The sequence below is a fragment of the Marinobacter sp. LV10MA510-1 genome (assembly GCF_002563885.1).
Classification (GTDB): Bacteria; Pseudomonadota; Gammaproteobacteria; order Pseudomonadales; family Oleiphilaceae; genus Marinobacter.
In genome coordinates this window covers 4,062,630-4,086,848 of the sequence record NZ_PDJA01000001.1, presented here as the reverse complement: position 1 = coordinate 4,086,848, position 24,219 = coordinate 4,062,630, and the positions used below count along the sequence as shown (strand labels likewise).

Here is a 24,219-nt window from a genome sequence, read left to right as displayed (position 1 = left end):
AACCATGAATAAATTGCACATGAAAGGCCGCATTCTACAGCTGATCCATGACCAGCAGCATGGCGGCATCTGGGACTGGCAAATCAGCGATGCGGTGATGAGTGAATACGGTCTTAGCGGTGCCTACTGGCGCGGCAATACCCGCGTCACACTGACTGACCTGTTCTCCAGCGGCATCATCGAGAGCGTTGAGGAAGAGCTCGATCATCAGGCCTATTTTGGCGCAGGCCGCGTGTTGTTCAAGTTCAAGCTTAACGACTTCGGTCGTCAACGGATGCGCGACACCGCACTGGCCTGATAGCCAGTGGAACTTAAATTTTTCACCAAGGAGACACTATGTCTGATTTCTGGGGTTATCCGGGGGCTGACATGCTCGCCGTTGCCGTCATTATTGTGCTCAGTGGCCTGGCCCTTTACCAGGCACGCACCTTTGTAACCAAGCTTTAAACGCAAACGCTGGCCGCCCTTTCGGGCGCGCCAGCACCCATTGTGGTCACACCTTCCCCGTATAATTTCCTTCAAACGTTGATATATACAGATCTTCAACCTTATCTCTGGCCCACTGGGTTCTGCGTAAAAACTTCAACGACGATTTGATGGACGGATCGCTCTTAAAACAATTTATGTTGATTCTTTGAGCCAACCCCTCCCAGCCGTAATGTTGTTCCAGCCTGGTAACAATCTTCTCAAGCGTCACTCCGTGCAATGGGCTATTCGGTTGTTCTTCACTCATGCTTTAAATACACCGTTATTCATTGAGGGGGTAACCGATGGCATCCCGACCGAAGATTAATAAAATCTTCGAGCCTGACTGATCCGGCCGCGCCAATAGTAGCCATTAAGGGATGAGCGCATAACGCCAGACGATGTCGATGCGTGAATAAAACTGTCATCGCCCATGTAGATTCCGGCGTGCTGATCCTTTCCCTTTATATTAAAAAACACCAGATCGCCGGTGCGCAGGTTGTCCAGGGGAACTCTTTCTCCGGCGGCCAGCATCTGATGAGTGGTGCGGGGTAAACGGCGCCCTATGGCTTCGTGGTATGCAGTGGTGATGAAACCGGAGCAGTCAAAACCGCTGGCAGACATGCCTCCGTAGCGGTAAGGCGTGCCTTCATAGCGCTCGAACACCTGCCAGAGTTGCTGGGCTGCAGCCATTTCACTACCGGTCGCGGGCCGCTCTGACGGCTGCCAGCGATTGTTGTCTGATGTACCAAGATCCTGATTACTGGCGCAACCGCCAAGGCCAAACAGTATCGCGATAGTAAACAGCGGTAGCAGCGATCGCCATGTCATTGGAATTGTCCTCGAAACGTTCAGCATTGGCCTACTGTAAAAGCCCGCGTGCTCCGTGTCAGGTTAAACATTGCGTTTATGCGTGTCTTGCCAGCCAACTGAAAGAAGCTGGCGCATGACAGGTTCACTGTGCCGGTTGCTTGCGCCCCGTAACCGCAAACGCCACACCGGTGATAGAAACCACACCACCGGCTATGGCCAAGACACCCAGGCGCTCATCGAACAACCAAAAGGCTTGCAGCGCTGTGACCGGCGGCACCAAATAAAACAGACTGGCCACCTGCGACGCCGCACCCCGACGAATCAGCAGCATGAGCAATAGAATGGCACCAATCGATACCCCGAACACCAGCCACGCCATGGACAACTGTAATTGGATGTTCCAGACCACCTCGCGGGTTTCAAGCGCGAACGCACCGATCGCGAAAAACACCGAGGCGGCGCTGTACTGAATAAAGGTCCCCGCCACCAGGTTAACGCTCCCGCCATGGCGCTTTTGGTAAACCGTGCCTACCGAGATACCGAGCAATGACAGCATCGCCCACCCCAGAGTCCACAGGGGAAAGCCCTCTATCCCAGGCCCGCCACCCAGCTTTTCCATCAGCACCAGGCTTACGCCCAGCAATCCCAGCGACAAACCCACCCACTGCCGCCGCGTAACCGACTCACGCAATATCACCACCGCCGCCAACGCCGTGACCAGCGGCTGCAGCCCAACAATCAGCGAAATAATACCGGACGGCATGCCGCCTTGAATAGCGTAATAGACACCGCCCAGGTAACAGCCATGCACCAGCAAACCGGTAACCGCGGTGTGTCCCGCCCCGCGCCAAGACGGCCAGGTAACCTTTAGCACCAGAGCCAGCACGCCCAACAGCACCAGCGTGAACAGCATCCGGTAAAGCAACAACGTGAAAGGTTCAGCGTAGGGTAAGCCGTACTTGGCACCAATAAACCCGGTGCTCCAGAGCCAGACAAACACTGCGGGCACAACATAAATCTGGAACGCAGAACGCATGCAAATAGCCTTATAAACGTGGAGTAGTGACTGAAATCCGGAGCGCGCCTATTTTCAAGCCATAGCGCTGGTAAAGCGAGAGGTTCCACAATGAAGTTGAGTTTACAGGAGATTTTCCGGTTAACGATTGACCCCTGAGCTTTCAAAGATTAGCTTACAGATAACCCGACCCCAAAAGGGCAATCCCCTTCGGGAGATCCGGGTGCATGAAATCAAACGCCGGCCACAAGCCGGACGACAAAAACAACACCGCCACTGCCGCCGAGATCCGGCCAGGTGGAGAGGATTTCAAAATGCTTATGTCAACACGTCTCCAAGGCGTATTGCGCCGTGCACAATCGCGCCTACCTGTTCAGATAGTCACCCTTTGTTTCCACGAATTAGCGTCCACCCGGGCCAAGGAAGAGAGGTGATCCCCCATGACTGTATTCAACCATCCCGAATTTGATAACCACGAACACCTGTCGTTTGTCTGTGATCCGGAAACCGGGCTTAAAGCCATTGTCGCGGTGCACAACACCTCCCGCGGGCCCGCACTGGGCGGTTGCAGAATGTTCCCCTATGCCAGCGATGAAGCAGCGCTGCGCGATGTACTGCGCCTTTCGAAAGGCATGACTTACAAATCCGCACTGGCCAATCTTGACCTCGGCGGCGGTAAATCGGTGATCATCGGCGACCCGCGCAAACAAAAAAGCGAAGCCTTGCTGGAAGCCATGGGCAAACACCTGGACGGGCTTGGAGGCCAGTACATTGCCGCCGAAGATTCCGGCACCAGTGTGGCAGATCTGAAAATCATGGGGCGGCATACGAAGCACGTCGCCGGCATTGTCGAGCGCATCGCTTTTGACGGCCAACCCAGCAATGGAGACCCCTCCCCCACCACAGCCTACGGCACCTTTGTGGGTTTGAAAGCAGCGGTAAAGTACAAGCTTGGCCGCGAGGATCTGACCGGATTGAAGGTGGCTATTCAGGGTGTGGGCAACGTGGGCTACCGCCTGGCCCGTCATCTAAGAGACGCCGGCGCAGAGCTCTGGGTATACGACATTTATCACGCGAACATGCAGCGTGCGATAGATGAACTGGGTGCCCATGCGGCTTCAGCCGAGGACATTCTTTTCCTGCCGGTAGACGTGGTTGCACCCTGCGCCATGGGCGCGGTGCTTAACGACGACAGCATTCCCCGCCTGAAGGCCACGATCATTGCGGGCGCCGCCAACAATCTGTTGCAACGCCCGGATCACGATCAGGCATTAAAAGACCGCGGTATTCTCTATGCGCCGGACTTCGCCATTAACGCCGGCGGCATCATCGACGTGTTCTACGAACGCACCGGCGCTCCACCAGAGAAAGTACGCGCCCATGTGGAGGGCATAGGCCGCACGCTTACCGAGATCTTTACACGCTCGGACGCCAGTGGCATGCCAACCGGTGCGGTGGCCAATACGCTCGCCGAAGAACGCTTCCAGAAGCACTCAAGCGTAGCTCAGGCACCGCGCGAGCAACTTGTGGGCGCCGGGTAGTTAGCGGCATCTGCTTTAAAGAGCCGTGATTCATTCACGGCCCTGTTCTTCCAAACAAAAACAACGACCTAGCAGGGAAAAATTATGTCTGAATCACATGCGCCCATTGCGGAAGCAATAGAAGGCTCCAACGCCAAACGGGGGCTCTGGTCCTCACGCTTTGCGTTTATTCTTGCGGCCACAGGCTCTGCCGTGGGCCTGGGTAATATCTGGAAATTCCCCTACATCACCGGTGAAAATGGCGGTGGCGCCTTTGTACTGGTTTACCTTCTGTGCATCGCGGCGATTGGCCTGCCCATCATGATGGCCGAAGTGTTGATTGGTCGCCGCGGCGGTCGCAGCCCGGTTAACAGCCTCAAAGCGATTGCCAGTCACGACAGGTTGAACCCGGCCTGGCGTATGGTCGGCGCAGTCGGGGTGATCGCCGGCTTCCTGATTTTGTCGTTCTACTCGGTGATTGGTGGCTGGGCCGTATCCTATGTGGGCACAGCGGCCAGCGGGCAACTCACCGGCCAGTCTGCGGATGCCATTGGTGCCATCTTCTCTGACCTGCTGGCCGATCCGGTAACGCTGCTGATGTGGCACACCCTGTTTATGGCCTTGGTTATGTTTGTAGTCGCGAAAGGCGTTCGTGCGGGGCTTGAGCGCGCGGTCAGTATTCTGATGCCGGCCCTGTTTCTGCTGCTGCTCACGGTTGTCGGCTACGCCATGACCACCGGTGAATTCGGCCGGGCCGTGACATTCCTGTTCCAGCCGGACTTCTCCAAACTGACTACCTCGGGCATTCTGGTGGCGCTCGGCCACGCCTTCTTCACCCTGAGCCTGGGCATGGCGGTCATGATGGCTTACGGCTCCTACCTGCCAAAAGGTATATCCATCGCTAAAACCTCCATTGCCGTCTGCGTCATCGATACCGGGGTAGCGCTGCTTGCCGGTTTGGCCATCTTCCCGATTGTGTTTGCAAACGGCCTTGAGCCTGGAGCCGGCCCTGGGCTGATCTTTCAGACCCTGCCGTTGGCATTCGGCCAGATGCCCATGGGCAGCTTGTTCGGAACCCTGTTCTTTGTATTGCTGATATTCGCCGCTTGGACGTCGGGCATTTCCCTGCTGGAGCCCATCGTTGAATGGCTGGAAGAACAAAAAAGCATGAATCGCACCCGCAGCACGCTGGCAGCAGGCTTCGTGTGTTGGTTACTGGGCATTGCGTCGATCCTTTCCCTGAACCTGTGGTCAGATTTTGCACCACTGGGCTGGATTGGCATGCTAGAGGGCAAGACCGTCTTTGATCTGCTGGACTTCTTCACCGCCAACATTCTGTTGCCCTTGGGCGGCCTGCTGGTTGCTGTGTTTGCCGGCTGGGTGATGTCGCGGGAGGCGATGGAAAAGGAACTCGCGCTTTCAAAGCCTATGTTTCGCCTGTGGTACATCACCGTGCGCTACATAACGCCAGTGGCTGTGGGTGCGGTGTTTATCTATAACCTGTTCGGATCGTAAGCAGCGTTAGGTAATGAGTTAGCCTTTGACACGTCGGGAAGGCTTTTAGGGCCTCCCCGACCTAACACCCGGTTGGCACACGGAAAATGCTCCAACTTTAGTCATCAACGTAGTTTTCCCACCCCCCCACAAGGCAAATGTATCGCTTGCCTCAGTCTCACAGCTCCTGACATATGTTCAACCACGTTTGAGATGTTCTATAGTGAGGGATAACTCTTCATTGACGTGAACGCTCTTAAGGACGCCCGCATGCTGAACAAGCCCTTTCTGACAATACCAGGCTACGCAACGCGCAAACCCGGCTGGAAGGATGCCAGCCTTGGAGAAAACAAATGAACGACCGATCCGGCGATGACGCCGATGATTCCCCATCGGTCCGGCATGATGGTGGCAGCGCGGCGGACCTTAAGTGGCATTCGCTCGCAGAGGGCGAGGCTCTCAAAGGTGTTGACACCAGGCTAGATGGGCTGAGCGCGGATGAGGCCGCGGACCGGCTTCGCAGAACCGGGCCAAACCGGCTGCCGGAAGCTGCACCCGACGGGCCGCTGCGCCGGTTCCTCAGGCAATTCCGCAATGTTCTGATCTATGTGCTGCTGGCCGCAGCCGTTGTCACGGCCGCGCTGGGTCATCTGGTCGATACCGGCGTGATCCTGGCGGTCGTGCTGGTTAACGCGGTAATCGGCTTTGTGCAGGAGGGCCGCGCCGAACAGGCGCTGTCGGCGATCCGCGATATGCTGGCACCGGACGCGCGCGTGCTGCGTGGCGGGCGTCGGGCAACGGTGCCTGCCGAGGAACTGGTGCCGGGAGACATCGTGTTTCTGGACGCAGGCGACAAGGTGCCCGCCGACCTTCGGCTGGTCGCAGCCAAAGGCCTGCGCGTGCAGGAGGCGGTGCTGACCGGTGAATCCGTCCCTACCGACAAAGACATAGATTCCGTCGCCGCCGATGCGCCTGTCGGCGACCGCCACTCAATGGCTTTTAGCGGCACACTGGTCGCCGCCGGCACCGGGCGCGGCGTTGTTGTGGCAACGGGAGCGGCGACCGAAATCGGGCGAATCAGCGGGCTTCTAACCAGCGTAGAGACAACAACCACGCCGCTTCTGTTGCAAATGGAGGTCTTCGCCCGCCGCATTACCGGCGTTATCCTCGTGTTGGCCGCGATTATTCTTGCTTTCGGCTATGTCGTGGCTGAAATGGGCTTTGCCGAGATATTCATCGCCGTGGTCGGCCTGTCGGTAGCGGCAATCCCCGAGGGCCTGCCGGCCATCATGACCGTAACACTCGCCATCGGCGTGCAGGCGATGGCGCGGCGCAACGCGATCGTGCGTCGTCTTCCCGCGATAGAGGCCCTGGGCTCGGTTTCGGTCATCTGCACTGACAAGACCGGCACGCTCACCCGCAACGAGATGACGGTGACTACGGTGGTCACCGCAGGACGGCGCTTTGCCGTGACCGGGGTGGGGTATGCGCCCCATGGCACCATCATGTTTGAAACACAGGAGGTCGGGCATGGCACCCACCCGCTCCTGCGCGACCTCGCCCTTGGAGCCATGCTTTGCAACGACGCCGAACTGGCTCAAACGGAAACGGGCTGGAACGTTCAAGGCGACCCAATGGAAGGCGCGCTGATCGCCTTTGCCTGCAAAGCAGGGCTGGTGACGGGTGATGTCCGCCGCGCCAATCCGCAGACCGACGCTATCCCCTTCGATGCGCAGCACCGCTTCATGGCAACGCTGCATCATGATCAACACAATACGGCTGCAATCCATGTAAAAGGTGCGCCCGAGCGCATTCTAGCCATGTGCACCGACCAGCAAGCGGAGGGCGACGAGGCCGGTCCGCTGGATGCCGAATACTGGCAGCGTGCAGCGTCCGAAATTGCCGCCCAGGGCCAGCGTGTTCTGGCCATCGCCACAAGACGTGGGCCGGAGGGCGCGCGTAAGCTAACGTTTGACGATGTCGAAGGCGGGCTAACGCTTCTGGGGCTCGTCGGCCTCATCGACCCGCCGCGCGAGGAGGCCATCGTCGCGGTGGCCGAATGCCAGGCAGCGAGTATACGGGTCAAGATGATTACCGGCGATCATGCGGGCACTGCCCTGGCCATCGCACGGCAACTGGGCCTCGATAACACCGAAGAGGTACTGGAAGGCGCACAGATCGACGGGCTGAGCACCGAACAACTGCGGGAGCACGCCACGCGCATCGACGTCTTCGCGCGCACCAGCCCCGAGCACAAACTGCGCCTGGTCGAGGCGTTGCAGGCCAGCGGACTCGTCGTGGCGATGACCGGCGACGGGGTCAACGACGCACCTTCGTTGAAACGCGCTGACATTGGCATCGCCATGGGCCGAACCGGAACCGAGGCCGCGAAGGAGGCGGCCGAGATCGTGCTTGCCGACGACAATTTTGCCACCATCACCGCCGCCATCCAAGCCGGTCGAACCGTCTACGATAACCTGCAGAAGGCCATTGTTTTTCTTCTACCGGTCAATGGCGGCGAGGCGTTGGCGCTGATCGCCGCGCTACTTCTGGGCCTGACGCTACCGATCACGCCGGTGCAGATCCTCTGGGTTAACATGGTCAGTTCGGTCGTTCTGGCCATGGCGCTTGCCTTCGAAGGGCCGGAGCCCGGTATTATGCTCCGACCGCCACGCCCGGCCTCCGAGGCGATCCTGTCGCGCTTCGTTATGTGGCGCGTAGCGTTCGTATCGATTCTGTTCTGTGCGGGCATCTTTGGGATGTTTACCTGGGCGCAGCGGCAGGGCGCAAGCATCGAGGAGGCTCGCACTATCGCGGTCAACACTCTGGTGGTGATGGAGATATTCTATCTTTTCTCCGTGCGTTTTCTGAACACCACCTCGCTGTCGTTCGAGGCCTTGCTGGGAACGCGGCCCGTGCTTATTGCCATTGCGGTGGTCACCGCGCTGCAATTCCTGTTCACCTACGCGCCCTTCATGGAAGTCTTCTTCGATACTCGGCCGCTGAGCCTGGCGCAAGGTCTGACGGTAATTGCGGTTGGGCCAGCACTGCTTGTGATTCTTGAAATCGAAAAACGTGTCCTGCTTCATCGAACGCACAACCCCTGCAACCCAGGGCAAAATTCGCAGAGCGAAAGCGACAGGAAGACATCGTGACCGAGGTACTTCAAGACTACATCTTCTATGAGTTCGCGGCACTTCTGGTGCTGGCGGCTGGCGTCGGCTTTGCCGGGCTTCTTCTGCGCCAACCATTGATAGTGAGCTTTATTGCGGTGGGCATTGTGGCGGGCCCCTCGGTGCTGGATATCGCGCGATCGGACGAACAGATCGACCTACTGGCCGAACTGGGCATTGCGGTTTTGCTGTTTCTGGTCGGCCTGAAGCTCGATTTTAACTTGATCCGCACACTTGGCCCCGTGGCACTTGTCACGGGGCTGGGACAGGTAGTTTTTACCACGGTCTTCGGCTTTGGCATCGGGCTGGCACTTGGCCTTGATGCACTGACGGCCTTTTACGTCGCCGTGGCACTGACGTTTTCGTCGACCATTATCATCGTCAAGCTGTTGTCTGACAAACGCGAGATCGATTCGCTCCACGGCCGGATCGCGCTCGGTTTCCTGATTGTGCAGGATGTGGTTGTGGTAATTGCGATGATCGTGCTGTCGGCCATCGGGGTAGGTGCCGGCGACGATGCGGCGCTGACCGACGTTCTGGTGTTACTTGGCTACGGCCTGGCCATGCTCTTCGCCGTGGCGTTGTTCATCCGCTATGTGGCCAACCCGCTGGTCGACCGGTTGGCGCGGGCGCCGGAACTGCTGGTGTCGTTTGCCATCGGCTGGGCGGCGCTGCTGGCTGCAGTTGGCCATTATCTGGGCTTCGGCAAGGAACTTGGCGGGCTTCTGGCGGGTGTTTCACTGGCCTCCACTGCCTACCGTGAGGCGATTGCCGCACGTCTCGCCTCGCTGCGAGACTTCCTGCTGCTGTTTTTCTTTATCGCACTCGGCGCCTCTCTGGACCTGTCGATTCTGGGCGACAGCGTAGGGCCGGCCATTGTTCTGTCGCTCTTCGTGCTGATCGGCAATCCGCTGATCGTGCTGATCATCATGGTGACCATGGGCTACCGCAAACGCACGGGTTTTCTTGCGGGCCTCACCGTGGCGCAGATCAGTGAGTTTTCCCTGATCTTCATGGCGATGGGCGTGACCATTGGCCATGTCTCTGACCAGGCGCTCGGCCTTGTGACGCTGGTGGGCCTTATCACAATTGCGGCCTCAACCTACATGATCACCTACTCACACCAGATATATAACCGGATGGAGCCGCTTTTGGGCATCTTCGACCGGCGCATGGCCGCGACCCCGCGGGAGGATGCGCCATCAAACACGCAAGGACACGATGTGATTCTGTTTGGGCTGGGGCGTTACGGGCTTGGCATTGCGGGCGCGCTGCGCGAGGCCGGGCTGAAAGTGCTTGGCGTCGACTTCAGCCCAGAAGCGATCCGCCATGCTCGCAAAGATGGGTACGACGTGATCTTCGGCGATGCAACTGACCCGGAATTTCTTGCGCACCTGCCCCTTGGCGCGGCCAAATGGCTGGTGTTAGCGGTGCCCGAACACGACACCGGACTGACCCATAGCGATCCGCGGCGCGCGCTGCTGAGATCTGTGCGAGACTTTGGTTATCACGGCCGGATAGCGGTTGCCGCCCATAGGGAACAGACTGCGGCGGAACTGACTCGGGCTGAAGCAGACATTGTTCTGATGCCCTACCGCGATGCCGCCGTTGCTGCGGCACGTATGATTCTGAGCGGAGAAACCGCTCAGAATGTTCCCATGGAAGACCCGGCCGGCCAGAAGGAGTTGTTGAAATAACAAGAACGACCGATCCGCTCAGCCCCCAACTCCGGCCTGCTCTTCCCAGTAGCGGGCCCGTTCCGCATCCTCTTGCACGCCCCTGCCTGTCCGGTAGGCCTTTGCTGTTTCGGCTATACCGAACCTGTCGCCTGATTCGGCCAGCCTGAGGTACCACTGGAAGGCATGTGTGTCATTTTGCTCAACCCCTTTGCCTTCCGCGTACATGTTGGCGACGTTCAGCATTCCCTGGCGGTTGCCATCCTCGGCCAGGGCAATATAGCGTTCAAACGCCAGATCATACTGGCCCATTTTGTACACTGCGTAGGCTTCCAGAACCCGGATCATATCCCGGGCAACACGCGTCTGGTCGTCTGCCGGCTGTGCCTGTGTTGTGTTCGGCATCAGGGCGATCAGGACTACAAGCGCCATCGCCTTGAGCTCGTGCCTGGTGGGTTGCATAAGAGCGTCCTTTGCGGGTGGCGTGAAGATTGTTTGACCAATTCACGTTAGCAGCGCCGGCAGAAAAGGTGAACGGTACTTAAGTACCTTTGTCATTCAACTCAGCACTCCAAAGCGCTAGCTCTGTTGCCGTTTTGCCTCTCCTGGACGCTGACGTACCTGCCATTGTTCATCCATGACAACAGGTGCCTCTAAAGATTGGAGGGGCTCCTTGCCCCGGATCAGATCGGCGGCGCGCTCTGCAACCATGATGGTAGGCGCGTTCAGGTTGCCATTGGGTATGGTTGGAAAAATCGATGAATCCACAACACGCAGATTTTTGATGCCATGAACCCGAGTTTGCGGGTCTACCACTGCACGCTCATCGATGCCCATCTTGCAGGTGCAGGATGGGTGATAAGCGCTCTCTACCGTCTGCCGAACAAAAGCGTCAATTTGCTCGGCGCTGTCAACCGCGGTACCTGGCTGAATTTCCTCCCCGCGGTACTCATCCATTGCTGGCTGATTAATAATCTCCCGGGTCAGGCGAACGCACGCCCGAAAACCTTCCCGGTCGGCTTCGTGCTGTAAATAGTTGAACTGTATCCGTGGTGCTTCTTTTGGATCCGCAGAATGGACGTGCACGGTGCCGCGGCTTTTGGGTTTGTTGTGGCCAACGTGCAGCTGAAATCCGTCGCCGTCAAACGCTTCTTTGCCGTCATAACGCATTGCCGCAGGCAGGAAATGGTATTGCATATCGGGCCATTCCACGCCCGCTTTGGAACGTATAAAACCGCACGATTCGAAGTGGTTGGTGGCACCAAGGCCATCTTTTTTCAGAATCCAGCGCACGCCTATTTTCAGTTTGTTCCACCAGTCGAGCTTGCCGTTTAACGACACCGGCTGTTCACAGCGGAACTGAAAATAAAACTCCAGATGATCCTGCAGGTTTTCACCCACTCCCGGCAGCTCGTGCTTCACCTCAATGCCAGCCTTTTCCAGAACCTCGCGGTTACCAATGCCGGAAAGCTGCAACAGATGCGGAGAACCAATGGACCCTGCCGACAAAATCACCTCTTCAGTGGCTTTCACCTCTCGGAGCTTACCGCTCTGTTCGTAACGCACACCCGTAGCGGTATGGCCGTCGAGGAGCACTTTGTGCACCAGAGCATGGGTAACCACGGTCAGATTAGGGCGACCCATAGCCGGCCGCAGATACGCATTCGCAGTAGACCAGCGACGACCATTTTTGACCGTCATGTGCATGCTACCAAACCCTTCCTGCTGGGCGCCGTTATAGTCTTTTGTAGGCAAATAACCGGCGTCCTGACCTGCGTTAATAAAGGCCTTATACAGGGGGTTTTGCATGTTGTTGCCGTTGTTTACGCCCAACGGACCGTCACCGCCACGGTAGCGATCACCGCCAAAGGCCCAGGTCTCCGCTTTTTTGAAATAGGGCAGTACCTGTTGGTAATTCCAGCCTTCTGCGCCTCCCGATTCCCATTCATCAAAGTCGCGGGCGTGGCCACGCACGTACACCATGCCATTGATGGACGACGATCCGCCCAGCACTTTGCCCCGTGGGCAGTGCATGCGACGGTTGTCCAGATAAGGCTCCGGTTCAGTTTCAAACTGCCAGGCGAACTTTTTGGTGTTCATCGGAATGGATAAGGCCGTCGGCATCTGAATAAAGATGCTTTTGTCGCTACCACCGGTCTCCAGTAGCAGAACCTTACGCTGGGTATCTTCGGTCAGGCGGTTAGCCAGCACACAGCCAGCAGAGCCTGCGCCCACAATGATGAAGTCGTATTGGTTTTCTTTCACACACGTTCTCCTTTGTATCTCCGAAATTAAAATGGTGCGTCGATGTCTTCCATACCTACATACACAGCTTTGAGCTGGGTGTAGTGAGAGATCGTCTCGCGGCCATTTTCGCGGCCAATACCAGAGAGTTTGTAGCCGCCCACGGGCATTTCTGCCGGCGAAGCTCCGTAGCTGTTAATCCAGCAAATACCTGCCTGCAGCCGATGAACAACCCGGTGAGCGCGGCGAATATCATTAGTGAACACGCCCGCCGCCAGTCCGGTTTCCGTCGCAATGGCGCGATCAATCACTTCATTTTCGGTGCTGAACGTAAGCACCGACATCACCGGCCCGAAAATTTCTTCCCGTACGATGGCCATATCGTCAGCGCAGTCAGTGAAGATGGTCGGTTCAACAAAGTAGCCACCCTTGGAATCTTCTGGCTCAAACGCGTGACCTCCATGACGGAGTGTTGCGCCTTCTGCCACACCTTTAGCGATATAGCTCAATACCAGCTCGCGGTGCTTGTCAGAAATAAGCGCCCCAAAGTTGGTTTGCGGGTTCATCGGATCGCCCGGCAGGATGTTGTTGCGGGTGCGCTCCAGCAAACGCTCCATGAATTTCGGATAGATATCCTCATGCACGAACACTCGGGTGCCATTGGTGCAGACTTCGCCCTGGGTGTAAAAATTACCCACCATGGCGGCCGAGATGGCATTCTCCAGATCAGCATCGTCGAAAATAATGAGCGGGGATTTGCCACCCAGTTCCATGGTGACACTTTTCACAGTGCTGGCCGCCGCGGCCATGACTTTCTTGCCGGTGCCTACTTCGCCGGTAAACGACACTTTGGCGATTTCAGAGTGGTGAGTCAGCCAAGAGCCGACTTCCGCCGCGCCCTGCACGACGTTAAACACACCGGCGGGAACACCTGCTTCGATATAAATTTGGGCCAGTTTGGTCGCTCCCATTGGGGTTTCTTCAGACGGTTTGAAGATCATCGCGTTGCCACACGCCAGTGCCGGAGCAGACTTCCAACAAGCGATCTGTAGCGGGTAGTTCCAGGCGCCGATACCGGCACATATTCCCAGCGGCTCTCGGCGGGTGTAATAGAAGTCACCCCCAAGATCCTGCTGGTTACCCTCAATCGACGGCGCCAGGCCGGCAAAAAATTCAATAGAGTCTGCACCGGTCACAATGTCTACCGCTTGCGCTTCCTGCAAGGGTTTGCCGGTATCCCGAACCTCAATAGCGGCCAGCTCGTCGTTACGTTCACGCAGTAATGCGACGGCTTTTAGAAGAATGCGGCTGCGCTGCACGGCGGGCATGGCAGCCCACTCTGTAAATCCAACCCGGGCGCTCTCAATGGCGGCCTGCTGCACAGATTCATCCGCTATTTCTACTTCGTAGATCACTTTGCCCGTGGCCGGATTGACCACTGGAAACACCTCACCGGTATTGTTGGCAAAGAAGCGACCGTGAATGAAGTTCTGTAAACGAGGTATTGAATGGGACATAAAAACTTTACCTCAACGTGAATAATGGATTGTTCTCTCTAGCGGTTGTTCTCTCTGAGTGACGCTAACGGATGTTGTCTGGGGCCGGGCCAGCGTGTCCTGTACAAAGCGCTTACACAGCCGCTGGCCCGCTTCGAAACTTTCCTGTGGGTCCAGACTCAACGCACTACGCAGCCAGAAGCCGTCTATCATCGCCGCCGTTTGCCTCGCCGCCTCGGTCGCTGCCGTAGGCTCCATCACCTGGGCGAAGGCGTAGCGCAGGTTGCTATAGAGACGCGCATTGTTGATCTGTTGCAAACGCTGCAGCTCGGGCTCATGCATGGACCGCGCCCAGAAACTCAACCAGGTTTTTGCCGCCAGTGCCGAGCGCTGGAAGTTGGAAAAGTTGGAATCAACGATGCAGTTCAGGCGCTGTTCCAGCGACCCGTCGGTCTCCGCCATGCGCTCACGAAGCTCTTTTCCGAGGTGGGCCAGTAAATATCGTAGCGCTGCTTCAATCAGGCCCCGCTTACCACCGAAATAGTGGCTGATGATGCCCGAGGACATGCCCGCGCGTTTGCTGATGCTGATGATGGTAGTGTTCTGCATCCCCAGTTCGGCAATCGACTCCATCGTTGCGTTGATCAGCTGCTGTTTTCGGGTGTCTTTCACTCCAACTTTGGCCATGGTTATTCGCTGCTTTATCGCCCTGAATTTATTAATTGAACGTTCAATTAATTTTAAGGCTACAGAAACCAAAACGGATCTGCAACCTGCAGAAATACAGCCCCAGCTATTGGTCTCGCCGAAGGAATGATCGGTCTTGCCATTGCATCTGATCCCAAGGGCAGTTCAGGCTCTCGATCTTTTTTTCTTTAAGCCAAATCGTCTGCCCTTGATAATCATGTGCTTTCCAGTTTTCTGTCACTTTTATACAAAAGCCAGGGCGGTCAGGAAGAGACTTAATATAGGTTTTTGGATACCCCTCCGGCTTTTTGCCAATGACAGCGGCGTCCAGGTCATCTGAGTTAATGGCACCTTGTTGCGATGAACAGCCGCCAAGAAGAACGGCAAGAACAATCGTGATGAGTTTTTTCAATGTTCTTCCTCACAAACTTGTTCACAGCGGGTCTGCAGCGCCTGATTGTTGACCGGACAAAATGTGATGCAGGCTGCGGCAATCCACCATGGGGTCGTCGCAGTTAACGACGATGTCGGAACGGGCAATCACATAACTCTTGCCGGTAATCTGGTTCTTCACCATCTGGACCTCGCCGTTCTGCTCCACGGCACTGAACTCGCCGATGAAGCTGGTTTCCCGCAGAGAAACAGTTTCCAGCCGGTCGCCGGGTTTGATGGTGCCTTCATAGTTCATCAATGCCAGCCGCGCCGAAGTTCCGGTACCGGTGGTGCTGCGGCAGATGACGCCGGGGTGCACATAAGTGGCAGAGCGGGAACGATAATAGCCCTCACCCACATGTTCCACCGGCCCCATAAAGTGCAGGAACGGCAAGGGCCCCAAATCGCCCAGCGTATGATGCAAAAAACCCCGTTCAGCCTGCACTGCCTCAACAATGGCGTGAGCCGCCTCGGCAAGCCTGCGCTCTTCGTCCAGAGTAAGGTCGAACCCCAGCTCTTTCGCATCCACCAAGGCATAGAAACCGCCGCTGTAAGCAACGCTGTAGGTCACCTTCCCCAAAGACGGCACCTCAACGGTCGCCCTGTAGGTGTGAATATAGCTGGGCAGGCCTTCGCAGGTGATGGATTCCACCACCCCGTCACACACCGTTGCGTCTATCTGCACCAGCCCGGCCGGCGATTCCAATAGGAACTGTTGCCGGCCTTCCTGCTTGGGCACAATGCCCGCTTCCAGAACGGCGGTGGCCGTACAGATAGTGTTAGAACCGGAGTAAATCGGATACCCCATCACTTCCATGATGATATACCCAGCCGCTGCTCGCGGGTCTGTCGGCGGCACCAGTAAGTCTACAGACATCTCGGGAATACCGTGGGGCTCTTCCAGCAATAAACGGCGCAAGCCATCGGCATTGTCCCGAAGGTATTCCATCTGGGCCCGCACGGTGTCCCCCGGCAGCGGATCAATGCCACCGGTGACAATCCGGCTAACGTCGCCACCGGCATGGGTATCCATCAACTGAATGGTCAATTCCGGTTTCATCACAAATCCCCCAGGGTGAAAGGCTTGCCATGCTCGTTCCACTGCGCGTCGGGAACAATCACGATCTTGCCGAGGTAATTGCTGCCCCGATTCTCAAAATAGACCTCGGCATGATGCAAATCCGATAGTTTGAACGCGCCGTGAAGCACCGGCTTCAATTGCCCGCCGCGAATCCAGGCCATGAGCTGATCGGCCTCCTCTCGGGTACCGTGAGACACCCCGAAAATCTGTACCTGATAAAGGTAAATGCGGGTCCAGAGAATCTCGCTGATGTTGCCACCACTGGCACCGGCGATGCTCAACCGCGGGTAGGTACTGCGGGCGTTCATGTCGAAGATCATGGCGTCGATGAACCTGTCGGTCATCTCTCCGCCAACCAGATCCATCACCGCGTCAAACGGTTTGCCGCCCGTTACCGCCTTTACCCGGTCAACAAAGCTGTTCATATCAGAGCGATCCAGTACGGCCTCGGCCCCAAGCTTAAGCAACGCATCGGCCTTGTCGTCTTTACTCAGAGCAAAAGGGATAGCGCCCACAATGCGACACAATTGGATTAGCGCGGTACCCACGCCGCCACTGGCACCGGTAACCAGTACCCGCTCGCCTGCCTGAATATTAGCCGAGGTGACCATATGATAGGCGGTTTGGTAGGAGCACATGCCCATTGACGCCAGTTCAGCGTCGGACAATTCTGGGTTGGGAATGTAATGAAATTGGTCCGAAGGCAGCGCGACATACTCTGCATAGCCACCGTCTGCACCGTGGCCGTAGTAATCAGGGGTAAGGTTGATATCCCTGCGGGCATCGGCGTAGATGTTAAAATCCAGTAACCCACGCTCGCCCAGGCAGCTTTCACTCACTCCCTCACCCACGGCCACCACGCGACCCGCTATGTCGGCGCCCTGAATGCGGGGAAAAATCAACGTCGGCTTGCCACCCATCTGGAAAGACGTCATCTCTCCCTTTTTGGTGGGGTAAAGCCCTTCGCGAGCCTTACGGTCGGTATTGTTCTTGGCGGTTGCCGTCACCTGCACCAGCACCTGCCCAGGCGCTGGATGCGGTGTCGATACGCTCTGGTATTCGAGCTTGTCGATCCCACCGTGACCGGTTAGAACCATCGCTTTCATAGTATTAGGAATCATAGGCAAACCCTCCGCGTCAAGCCAGCGTGCTGGCCTGACGCGATCTGCTCAAAGACGCATTTTCAAACCTTAACCAACCGCTCTCTGTACCGCCACATAATGGGTAACCTTAGCCCCATCCATCACCGGTGATACCTTCCACTCAATGGTGAAAGGCGTGCCGTCTTTGCGATAATTAATGGTACTGCCGTGGAAGGTCCGATTGTGCTTCAGATCATCAGACAAACGGTCTGTCTCCGCTTTGTCGGTCTCCGGCCCCTGCAGCAGACCAGGCGTTTTGCCCAGAACTTCGTCAGCCGAATAGCCCGTCAGGTCAGTAAAGGCCTGGTTGACATAAATGATCACAGAATTCTTATGGTCACCGGTCACGTCCGTCACCATCACCGACTCGAAAGCCAGACCCGCAACAGACTGAAAAAGTGGGGATTGCAGTAATTCTTTGGAATGATTCATACATTTCCTTTTGTATTGCAAAAATGGTCCGGGTTGAAGGACCGACCAAAATTATACGCACAGTAACCAGTGCTGTATCAACTCCGGCAACACGATAGACAAGGGCACATTTATTTTCAGAACCGGCTTTAACCGGTTTTGCGTAAGTGAAAAAACGCTGACAGCCAAGATGTGTTAGCCTGTCGGCCCTGGCATACGAGTTATCAAGTATTTTTCCTGCTTGACCAGTTCGAGCGCTTCCTTCCGGCGTGTTCTCGAGATCTCGCGTTTCATCGGCGGCCTGCCCGCCCTCGGCCCTCTGTTTCACCGACAGATACAGCCTTTTCAAAGATAGATACAGCCTTCATAGCATTGCGCCATTGACACATTCGACCCTGGCGCGCTTGACCTAAAAACCGAAGTCATTATGACTTTTAGACGTGCCATTTTAGGCGCTGGCCCAATGTCGTGCTTTTAAAAAAGCTCGCTACGCCGCCGTTGCCGTCTATTTTTTTGCCCAGATATAATCTTGAATTAAAAGCGAAACAGGACTTTGCCTGTAATCAAAGTAAGAAAGAGAGAAACGATCAATTACCGATAACAATACTTTTCGGAGATGTGTATGAGATTTTTGAACAAGCTTGCTACTGCCGCTGCAGTTAGCTCACTGGTGCTTGGCGCAACTGTAGCCCAGGCAGATTCAAAAGAGCCTATTGTAATTGCCACCCATAACTGGACCAGCCAAATTACTATGGCTTACGTTATTGGCGGTATTTTTGAAAGCATTGGAGATAACGTTTCTTACGTACCTGCTGACAGCCAAGCGGTTTACGAATCTGTTCGTAACGGCGACGTTACTATTGCCCATGAAGTCTGGCAGTCTACTTTTGGCAAGTCTTTCAACAACGCTTTAGACGCTGGCGGCATTATTGATGTGGGCACCCACGCCTCTGTTACTCAGGAAGAGTGGTGGTACCCTGCGTATGTAGGCGACTTATGCCCGGGCCTACCCTCTTGGAAAGCGCTGAACGATTGTGCCGCACTGTTTGCAACACCCGGCAGTGGTGGCAAAGGTCGTTATCTTGACGGCCCTATGGACTGGCATGGCCAAGAAACCCTGAACCGCATTGAAGCACTTGATATGGACTTCACAGCCAAGTTTGCCGGGTCATCCGGTGCACTTTGGGCGGAACTGGAGTCGGCAGCCAAAGACAACCGTGCCGTGGTTGTATTTAACTGGTCACCCAACTTCACCGATGCCGGTGACGGTGGCAGCTTCGTTAAATTCCCCGCGTATACAGAGGGCTGCAAGAAGTCAGACGGCGGTGATGGCAAATGTGGTTCGCCCCCCGCAGGTTGGTTGAAGAAGGCCGCTTATTATCAAATGCCTGCAAAATGGCCAACCGCTTACAAAATCTTTAACAACGTATCCTTTACCAAAAACGATATCGGCAACATGGCGGCATTGGTGGACATCGATGGTATGAGCCACGAAGCAGCCGCTACTAAATGGCTGGCTGATAACGAAGCAACCTGGAAAGCCTGGTTGTAAGCCAAATACGCTAACCTGAGCGTGCTGCGTTCAGGTTAGCTTTCATATTCATAATCTCTATTTATTTGTTCTGTTTTTTTCAATAACAGCAGTGCTATTGACGCGGTGCAACAATAATTTCTTGCGCTTGTTTGTCCGATATATTCACTGAATTATTGCCATCAACCCTATCTTTCAGCACCTCTTTTTTTACAGGAATTTGATTATGTCAACGTCAGCTCAACCGGTCATCAAGTGCGAGTCTGTCTATAAAATTTTTGGCGCTAACGCTGTAAAAACTCTAGAACAATCAGGCGGAAAAGTAGATACAGCATCATTACTTAAAGCCGGCTGTGTTATTGGTGTTAACAACGCTTCTTTTGAAGTACACAAAGGTGAAATGCTCGTCATCATGGGCCTGTCCGGCTCTGGCAAATCCACACTCTTGCGCTGTATTTCACGGCTAATCAGCACGACCGCAGGCGATATTTCTATTGACGGTGAAGACCTGCTGGCTATGAATGCGAAAGAACTGATCAACATTCGCCGTAATAAAATGGGCATGGTGTTCCAAAGTTTTGCCCTTCTGCCTCACAAAACCGTTTTGGAAAACATTGCCTTACCACTACAGGCAAAGGGCATAAGCACTCGCGACAGCATGGCCCGTGCGATGGACATGGTGAACCTGGTAGAGCTCACAAATTGCGAAAACGACTTTCCCCGCCAGCTCTCCGGTGGTCAACAACAGCGTGTCGGCATTGCCCGCTCATTAGCCGTAGAACCTGAAATCTGGTTTCTCGATGAGCCCTTCTCAGCTCTGGACCCACTGATTCGCAAGGAAATGCAAGACGAGTTCCTGCGCTTACAAAGTGTATTGCACAAAACCATCTTATTCGTTACCCACGACTTCGATGAGGCGCTACGCCTTGCCGACCGCATCGCCATCATGAAAGACGGCGTCATCGAACAAATTGATACCCCAGCCAACATTGTACTCAAGCCAGCTACGGAGTACGTCGCCAAGTTTACCCGTGGCGTGCCGCGTGAGCGCGTACTTTCTTGCAAAGCCATCATGGAAGAATACGACGCAACCGCCAAGATGAGCGACGTCACTGTTTCTGCCGATGCCATTATCGAAACCGTAGCCGGATCCGTGCTAACCGAGCAAAAGCCAGTGGCTGTCACTGATACCGAGGGCAATATTGTTGGCGCTTTAAACCGCAACATTATAATAGACGTCTTGTTTGGTGAAACTAACAGCATGCCAGTTAATAACTAAGTTATGAGCAAAGCCTAATGCACTATTTTATCGAACATAAATGGACGCAGTTTGTCGCCTTATTGGTGGTGTTCTTTGCCCTTGTGATGGCCATCGATCCGGCCACAGGTGGCAACCTGTGGCGCCTGCAAGAAACCCGATTCTGGCTGCTGCCAGACGTTGTTAACGACGGCCTTAAGTTCCTCATCAATGATTTTTGGGTGGTCGAGACTTACGATGCCGAGTTAGACATCACCGAACAGTCAACCATGATGAAAGAGTTTACCCGCGACTTGTCTGGCGTGGTTCTGTTCAGCATCAATTTGATTCGTGAGCTCCTGTTAGGGGGCGTCAAAACCGTTGTGACTTTCACCAGCTGGGACTTTATTAGCGAAAACGAGTGGGCTCGAATTCCGGCATTGCCATGGCCCGCTGTTGCTGCGGGTGCCTTTTTAACAGGGCAGTATCTTGGGGGCCGCAACCTGTCACTTTTGGCCGGCATCAGCACCATTTACATTGCCGTGTTTGGTCAGTGGACACCCGCCATGCAAACCTTATCGTTTGTGCTGGTGGCCGTGCCCTTATCGGTTTTGCTGGGGTTAACCTTAGGCATCGTCGCCTTCAGAAACAAAACCTTCGAATCCATCCTGGCGCCACTGTTGAACGTGGCGCAAACCATGCCCCACTTCTCGTACCTGATCCCGGTGGTGGTGTTCTTCGGCATTGGTGACCACGCGGGTGCTATTTCAACGGTTATTTTTGCCACCCCCCCAATGATTCGCCTCACCATTCTGGGCCTTAAAAAGGTCTCTCCAGAAGTGGTGGAAGCCGGCATGATGAGTGGCTGCAACTCACGCCAACTGATGTTTAAAGTACTCATCCCTACCGCACGCCATGACATTTTAATCGGTGTTAACCAGGTCATCATGCAGTGTCTGGCTATGGCCGTTATCGCATCGTTTATTGGCGCAAAGGGCTTAGGCTACGACTTACTTGTGTCTTTGAATATGCTCAAGATAGGCCAGGCCCTTGAGCTTGGCATATCCATTGTTTTGATTGCGGTGGTTCTGGACAGGTTATCCCTGGCCTGGGCGAAAAAGCAGGTTGATTACTTTGCTGACGTACCGTTTCATCGGCGTCACAGGTATTCGCTCGCCTTCGTGGGCATTCTGATTTTCACTTCCGTTATTGCCTATGTCGCATCGGTGGCTTTTCCAGACAAGGCCAATTACTTCTACTTTATTCATGAATCACAAGGGCTTACTACCGAAAAGTTCTGGGATTCCATTATTGACTGGATTATCACCAACACTTACGACAGCGTGCAAAACTTCAACGCCTTCATGATTATCTCGATTTTGATGCCCATGAAAGAAGCCTATTTAGCAATGCCCGTCGCGGCCACACTGTTCCTGGTTGCCGGTACGGGTTACATCGTTGGCGGCCTTCGCTCCGCGATTGTTGCAACGGCTTTTATTGCCTTTATTGCCCTAACACCCTGGTGGGACCGCGCCCTGATTACGGCCTATATGGCCACCTTTGCCGTCATCATTTCCGTAACGATTGGTTGTAGCGTCGGCATTTTGTGCTCGCGAAGCCCCAGGGCAACCAAGTTTATGTTGCTGGTGTGTGACACGTTTCAGACGTTTCCGTCGTTCGTCTACTTAATCCCGGTCATCATGTTGTTTGGTGTGAGCGATTTATCAGTGCTTATTGCGGTGATCGTGTACGCCACCATCCCTGCCACACGTTACACCGTGGAAGGGTTGAGTAACGTGCCGAAAAGCTTGCAAGAAGCCGGTTCTATGTCAGGGGTTAACCGCACCCAGCGTTTACTGAAAATTGAGCTGCCCCTGGCGTTCCCGCACATCATGCTGGGCATCAACCAAACCGTCATATTCTCTTTGTTTATGATCATCATCGGCGCCTTTATCGGTACCGACGACTTAGGTCAGCTCATCATGCAGTCTTTGTCTGAAGCCAACGGTATGGGCCAAGGCATCGTGCTCGGTTTGTGCGTTGCCTTTATTGGCCTGGCCGTAGACCACTTGATTCATACCTGGGCAGAGCAGCGTAAGAAAGTGCTGGGGCTTGCTTAACCGATAAACCGGGGCAGGTTTATTTTTCGGAACCTAACCTACCCGGTTTCCCGACAACAAATCATTCATCTGCTGTTGGCGCTGGCGGGTGGGTGAAGCCGGCCGGTGTCGCTTGCGGGGCGTCGGAAGAAACAAAACGAAAACGAAATCCAAAACTGTCGATATTATTTACACTCTGTTCTAAGGCAGCGTATTGACATAAAACCGTTATATAGAGTCAGCTCTAGTCCATAAAAACTCGCCCAATGGCCGCAAACCCTCATGAATCGGCCCGAACGGCCATAGCCCGTTGTAAACGCCTAAGCCAAACGAGCATCTACCTTTACTCCTGGTGTGCCGGAAGGCCTCCACAACATGTCAGTTTTTGTTACACCCTACAAAACCTTAAAACCAAGAAAGCTTTTAAAAACAAAAATCTAAGATATTGGCTTGGTAATTGCTAAGAATAAAGTGCGATCAATTACTCAGTTGAGGTGTCGAAATGTCAAAGGGACTTTTACAACTAGTTTTAACAGGAGCGGTGCTTTCATATAGCTCTTTTAGCTCAGCTGTACTTCTGGACTGTTCGATAACGGATGTTAGCTGGAACGGATCGAACGCTAGTGCTTGTGAAGGTGCCTTTGCTGGCAACGACACAGGTGCCCAAGGCACATTGCTTGATAACATACCGGTTACTGACCCGTGGGCTGGAGACGCTTTTACCTTATTAACTAAATCAGATTCAAACCCGGCAGGGGCAGAGAATTCGATCGGTGGCGTCAACTTTGTGATTGCAGCGTCTGGCAACGGCACAACAGGAACATGGACTCTTGCCTGGTCCGCTGCTGACGGTAACGACCTTCCGATATCCATAGATTTAATCGCCAGTGTAAAAGGTTCAACTCAATATAGTTTTTATCTCTTTGAAGACCTTACATTCGACACAAACCCAAACTCAGGCACGGGAACGTTCAGCACTATATCCTTACAAAACAACGGTGGAAATACTCCTGGGCTATCTCATATAAGTATCTTTGGACGCGAAGTTGTAGTTCCCCCGGTTGTCGTTCCTGAACCAACAACACTCGCACTTCTGGGGTTAGGTCTGTTTGGCATGGGATTCAGACGTCGATTCATAAAATCCTGACATCGACGGGCGCAGAGATGGAAAGCCTCGCTGATTGCGAGGCTTTTTTTATGCTTCTGTACGGTCTTGAAATACCCTGTCCCGGTTCTTGGGGGCCTGGCTTGTCGGGTATGAACCAGCGTTAACGTCACCGCGTTCAATCCCGTGTTAGCTTAGTGGTATATCGTGATTTTCGGAGTCAATAGATGATGAGGTCTATTCTGATGTTTGCCCTGTTGGGCGCAATGATTGGCGCCGTGTCTGCGATGGCCAAGTCATCTCATAGCGATCAGCTACCGCCGGGCCTGCAGAAGAAAGTCGAGCGTGGTCAGCCATTGCCGCCGGGCTGGCAGAAAAAGCTGCACTATCGGAAAGGTGATCATTTCGACCGGGAGTTGCTGCGCTTCGGCAATACCCGCGACGTCGATGGCAACCGTCAGCGGGTAGAGATCGAGGGGCGAGTCTATACGATTATTAAGGATACCCGCGAAATCATCGATATTCTCAACCAGTAACATCAAATTATGTGGCACTACTTAAGTGTCACTAAGCCGGTTGCTTACGCCCCTTAACAACC

The 24,219-nt window shown here is 54.8% G+C and carries 22 protein-coding genes; 11 read left to right on the top strand and 11 right to left on the bottom strand.

Annotated features, from left to right (window positions below; genetic code table 11):
* Nucleotides 1–4: 4 nt before the first annotated feature.
* Nucleotides 5–298 (top strand): hypothetical protein, encoded by a 294-nt coding sequence (locus ATI45_RS19715; protein ID WP_098421289.1) that lies wholly within the window; start codon nt 5–7, stop codon nt 296–298.
* Between the two features lie 195 nt (nt 299–493).
* Here ATI45_RS19715 and ATI45_RS19710 read toward each other — a convergent pair whose 3' ends face one another.
* The 3 genes from ATI45_RS19710 to ATI45_RS19700 form a co-directional block, all read right to left on the bottom strand.
* Nucleotides 494–733 carry a VF530 family DNA-binding protein gene (locus ATI45_RS19710; protein ID WP_098421288.1) on the bottom strand — a complete coding sequence of 80 codons (240 nt, stop codon included), beginning with the start codon at nt 731–733 and terminating at the stop codon, nt 494–496.
* 56 nt (nt 734–789) lie between these two features.
* Nucleotides 790–1,296 (bottom strand): C40 family peptidase, encoded by a 507-nt coding sequence (locus ATI45_RS19705; RefSeq protein WP_098421287.1) that lies wholly within the window; start codon nt 1,294–1,296, stop codon nt 790–792.
* A 124-nt stretch (nt 1,297–1,420) separates the two neighbouring features.
* Nucleotides 1,421–2,314 carry a DMT family transporter gene (locus ATI45_RS19700; protein WP_098421286.1) on the bottom strand — a complete coding sequence of 298 codons (894 nt, stop codon included), beginning with the start codon at nt 2,312–2,314 and terminating at the stop codon, nt 1,421–1,423.
* A gap of 206 nt (nt 2,315–2,520) precedes the next feature.
* Here ATI45_RS19700 and ATI45_RS19695 point away from each other — a divergent pair, with 206 nt between their 5' ends.
* From ATI45_RS19695 to ATI45_RS19675, 5 genes are all read left to right on the top strand, one after another.
* Nucleotides 2,521–2,727, top strand: coding sequence for a hypothetical protein (locus ATI45_RS19695; protein WP_098421285.1), 207 nt, complete (start codon nt 2,521–2,523; stop codon nt 2,725–2,727).
* 6 nt (nt 2,728–2,733) lie between these two features.
* Nucleotides 2,734–3,834 carry a Leu/Phe/Val dehydrogenase gene (locus ATI45_RS19690; protein ID WP_098421284.1) on the top strand — a complete coding sequence of 367 codons (1,101 nt, stop codon included), beginning with the start codon at nt 2,734–2,736 and terminating at the stop codon, nt 3,832–3,834.
* Between the two features lie 84 nt (nt 3,835–3,918).
* A complete protein-coding gene (locus tag ATI45_RS19685) occupies nt 3,919–5,328 on the top strand; it encodes a sodium-dependent transporter (protein ID WP_098421283.1) in 1,410 nt (469 codons plus the stop codon).
* A 332-nt stretch (nt 5,329–5,660) separates the two neighbouring features.
* Nucleotides 5,661–8,462: an HAD-IC family P-type ATPase gene (locus ATI45_RS19680; protein ID WP_098421282.1), complete on the top strand. Its 2,802-nt coding sequence runs from the start codon at nt 5,661–5,663 to the stop codon at nt 8,460–8,462.
* Nucleotides 8,459–10,177 carry a cation:proton antiporter gene (locus tag ATI45_RS19675; RefSeq protein WP_098421281.1) on the top strand — a complete coding sequence of 573 codons (1,719 nt, stop codon included), beginning with the start codon at nt 8,459–8,461 and terminating at the stop codon, nt 10,175–10,177. Before ATI45_RS19680 ends, ATI45_RS19675 begins: the two co-directional genes overlap by 4 nt.
* Nucleotides 10,178–10,195: 18 nt before the next feature.
* On the opposite strand, the gene ATI45_RS19670 is transcribed toward ATI45_RS19675, so the two are convergent.
* The 8 genes from ATI45_RS19670 to ATI45_RS19635 form a co-directional block, all read right to left on the bottom strand.
* The gene (locus ATI45_RS19670; RefSeq protein WP_098421280.1) at nt 10,196–10,618 is read right to left on the bottom strand and encodes a tetratricopeptide repeat protein; all 423 of its coding nucleotides are present in this window, start codon (nt 10,616–10,618) and stop codon (nt 10,196–10,198) included.
* A gap of 117 nt (nt 10,619–10,735) precedes the next feature.
* Nucleotides 10,736–12,421, bottom strand: coding sequence for a choline dehydrogenase (gene betA / locus ATI45_RS19665; protein ID WP_098421279.1), 1,686 nt, complete (start codon nt 12,419–12,421; stop codon nt 10,736–10,738).
* 26 nt (nt 12,422–12,447) lie between these two features.
* Entirely contained in the window at nt 12,448–13,917 is a 1,470-nt protein-coding gene (gene betB, locus ATI45_RS19660; protein WP_098421278.1) for a betaine-aldehyde dehydrogenase, read from the bottom strand.
* A 12-nt stretch (nt 13,918–13,929) separates the two neighbouring features.
* Nucleotides 13,930–14,583, bottom strand: a complete 654-nt coding sequence (betI, locus tag ATI45_RS19655; RefSeq protein WP_098421277.1) for a transcriptional regulator BetI — start codon at nt 14,581–14,583, stop codon at nt 13,930–13,932.
* Between the two features lie 106 nt (nt 14,584–14,689).
* The gene (locus tag ATI45_RS19650; protein ID WP_098421276.1) at nt 14,690–14,995 is read right to left on the bottom strand and encodes a hypothetical protein; all 306 of its coding nucleotides are present in this window, start codon (nt 14,993–14,995) and stop codon (nt 14,690–14,692) included.
* Nucleotides 14,996–15,016: 21 nt separating this feature from the next.
* Complete coding sequence (locus ATI45_RS19645) at nt 15,017–16,075, bottom strand: proline racemase family protein (RefSeq protein WP_098421275.1); 1,059 nt, start codon at nt 16,073–16,075, stop codon at nt 15,017–15,019.
* Nucleotides 16,075–17,217 carry a zinc-binding dehydrogenase gene (locus ATI45_RS19640; protein ID WP_098421274.1) on the bottom strand — a complete coding sequence of 381 codons (1,143 nt, stop codon included), beginning with the start codon at nt 17,215–17,217 and terminating at the stop codon, nt 16,075–16,077. The genes ATI45_RS19645 and ATI45_RS19640 overlap by 1 nt, the downstream gene beginning before the upstream one ends.
* Before the next feature lie 69 nt (nt 17,218–17,286).
* Complete coding sequence (locus ATI45_RS19635) at nt 17,287–17,670, bottom strand: PAS domain-containing protein (protein ID WP_098421273.1); 384 nt, start codon at nt 17,668–17,670, stop codon at nt 17,287–17,289.
* Nucleotides 17,671–18,271: 601 nt separating this feature from the next.
* Between ATI45_RS19635 and ATI45_RS19630 the strand changes: the two genes are divergently transcribed.
* The 5 genes from ATI45_RS19630 (at nt 18,272) to ATI45_RS19610 (ending at nt 24,157) form a co-directional block, all read left to right on the top strand.
* The gene (locus ATI45_RS19630; protein WP_098421272.1) at nt 18,272–19,201 is read left to right on the top strand and encodes an ABC transporter substrate-binding protein; all 930 of its coding nucleotides are present in this window, start codon (nt 18,272–18,274) and stop codon (nt 19,199–19,201) included.
* Between the two features lie 205 nt (nt 19,202–19,406).
* Nucleotides 19,407–20,459, top strand: a complete 1,053-nt coding sequence (locus tag ATI45_RS19625) for a quaternary amine ABC transporter ATP-binding protein (protein ID WP_098421271.1) — start codon at nt 19,407–19,409, stop codon at nt 20,457–20,459.
* Nucleotides 20,460–20,476: 17 nt separating this feature from the next.
* Nucleotides 20,477–22,537 (top strand): ABC transporter permease, encoded by a 2,061-nt coding sequence (locus ATI45_RS19620; RefSeq protein ID WP_098421270.1) that lies wholly within the window; start codon nt 20,477–20,479, stop codon nt 22,535–22,537.
* 481 nt (nt 22,538–23,018) lie between these two features.
* Entirely contained in the window at nt 23,019–23,663 is a 645-nt protein-coding gene (locus ATI45_RS19615; protein ID WP_098421269.1) for a PEP-CTERM sorting domain-containing protein, read from the top strand.
* A 185-nt stretch (nt 23,664–23,848) separates the two neighbouring features.
* Nucleotides 23,849–24,157 carry a hypothetical protein gene (locus tag ATI45_RS19610; protein WP_228736020.1) on the top strand — a complete coding sequence of 103 codons (309 nt, stop codon included), beginning with the start codon at nt 23,849–23,851 and terminating at the stop codon, nt 24,155–24,157.
* Nucleotides 24,158–24,219: the final 62 nt, after the last annotated feature.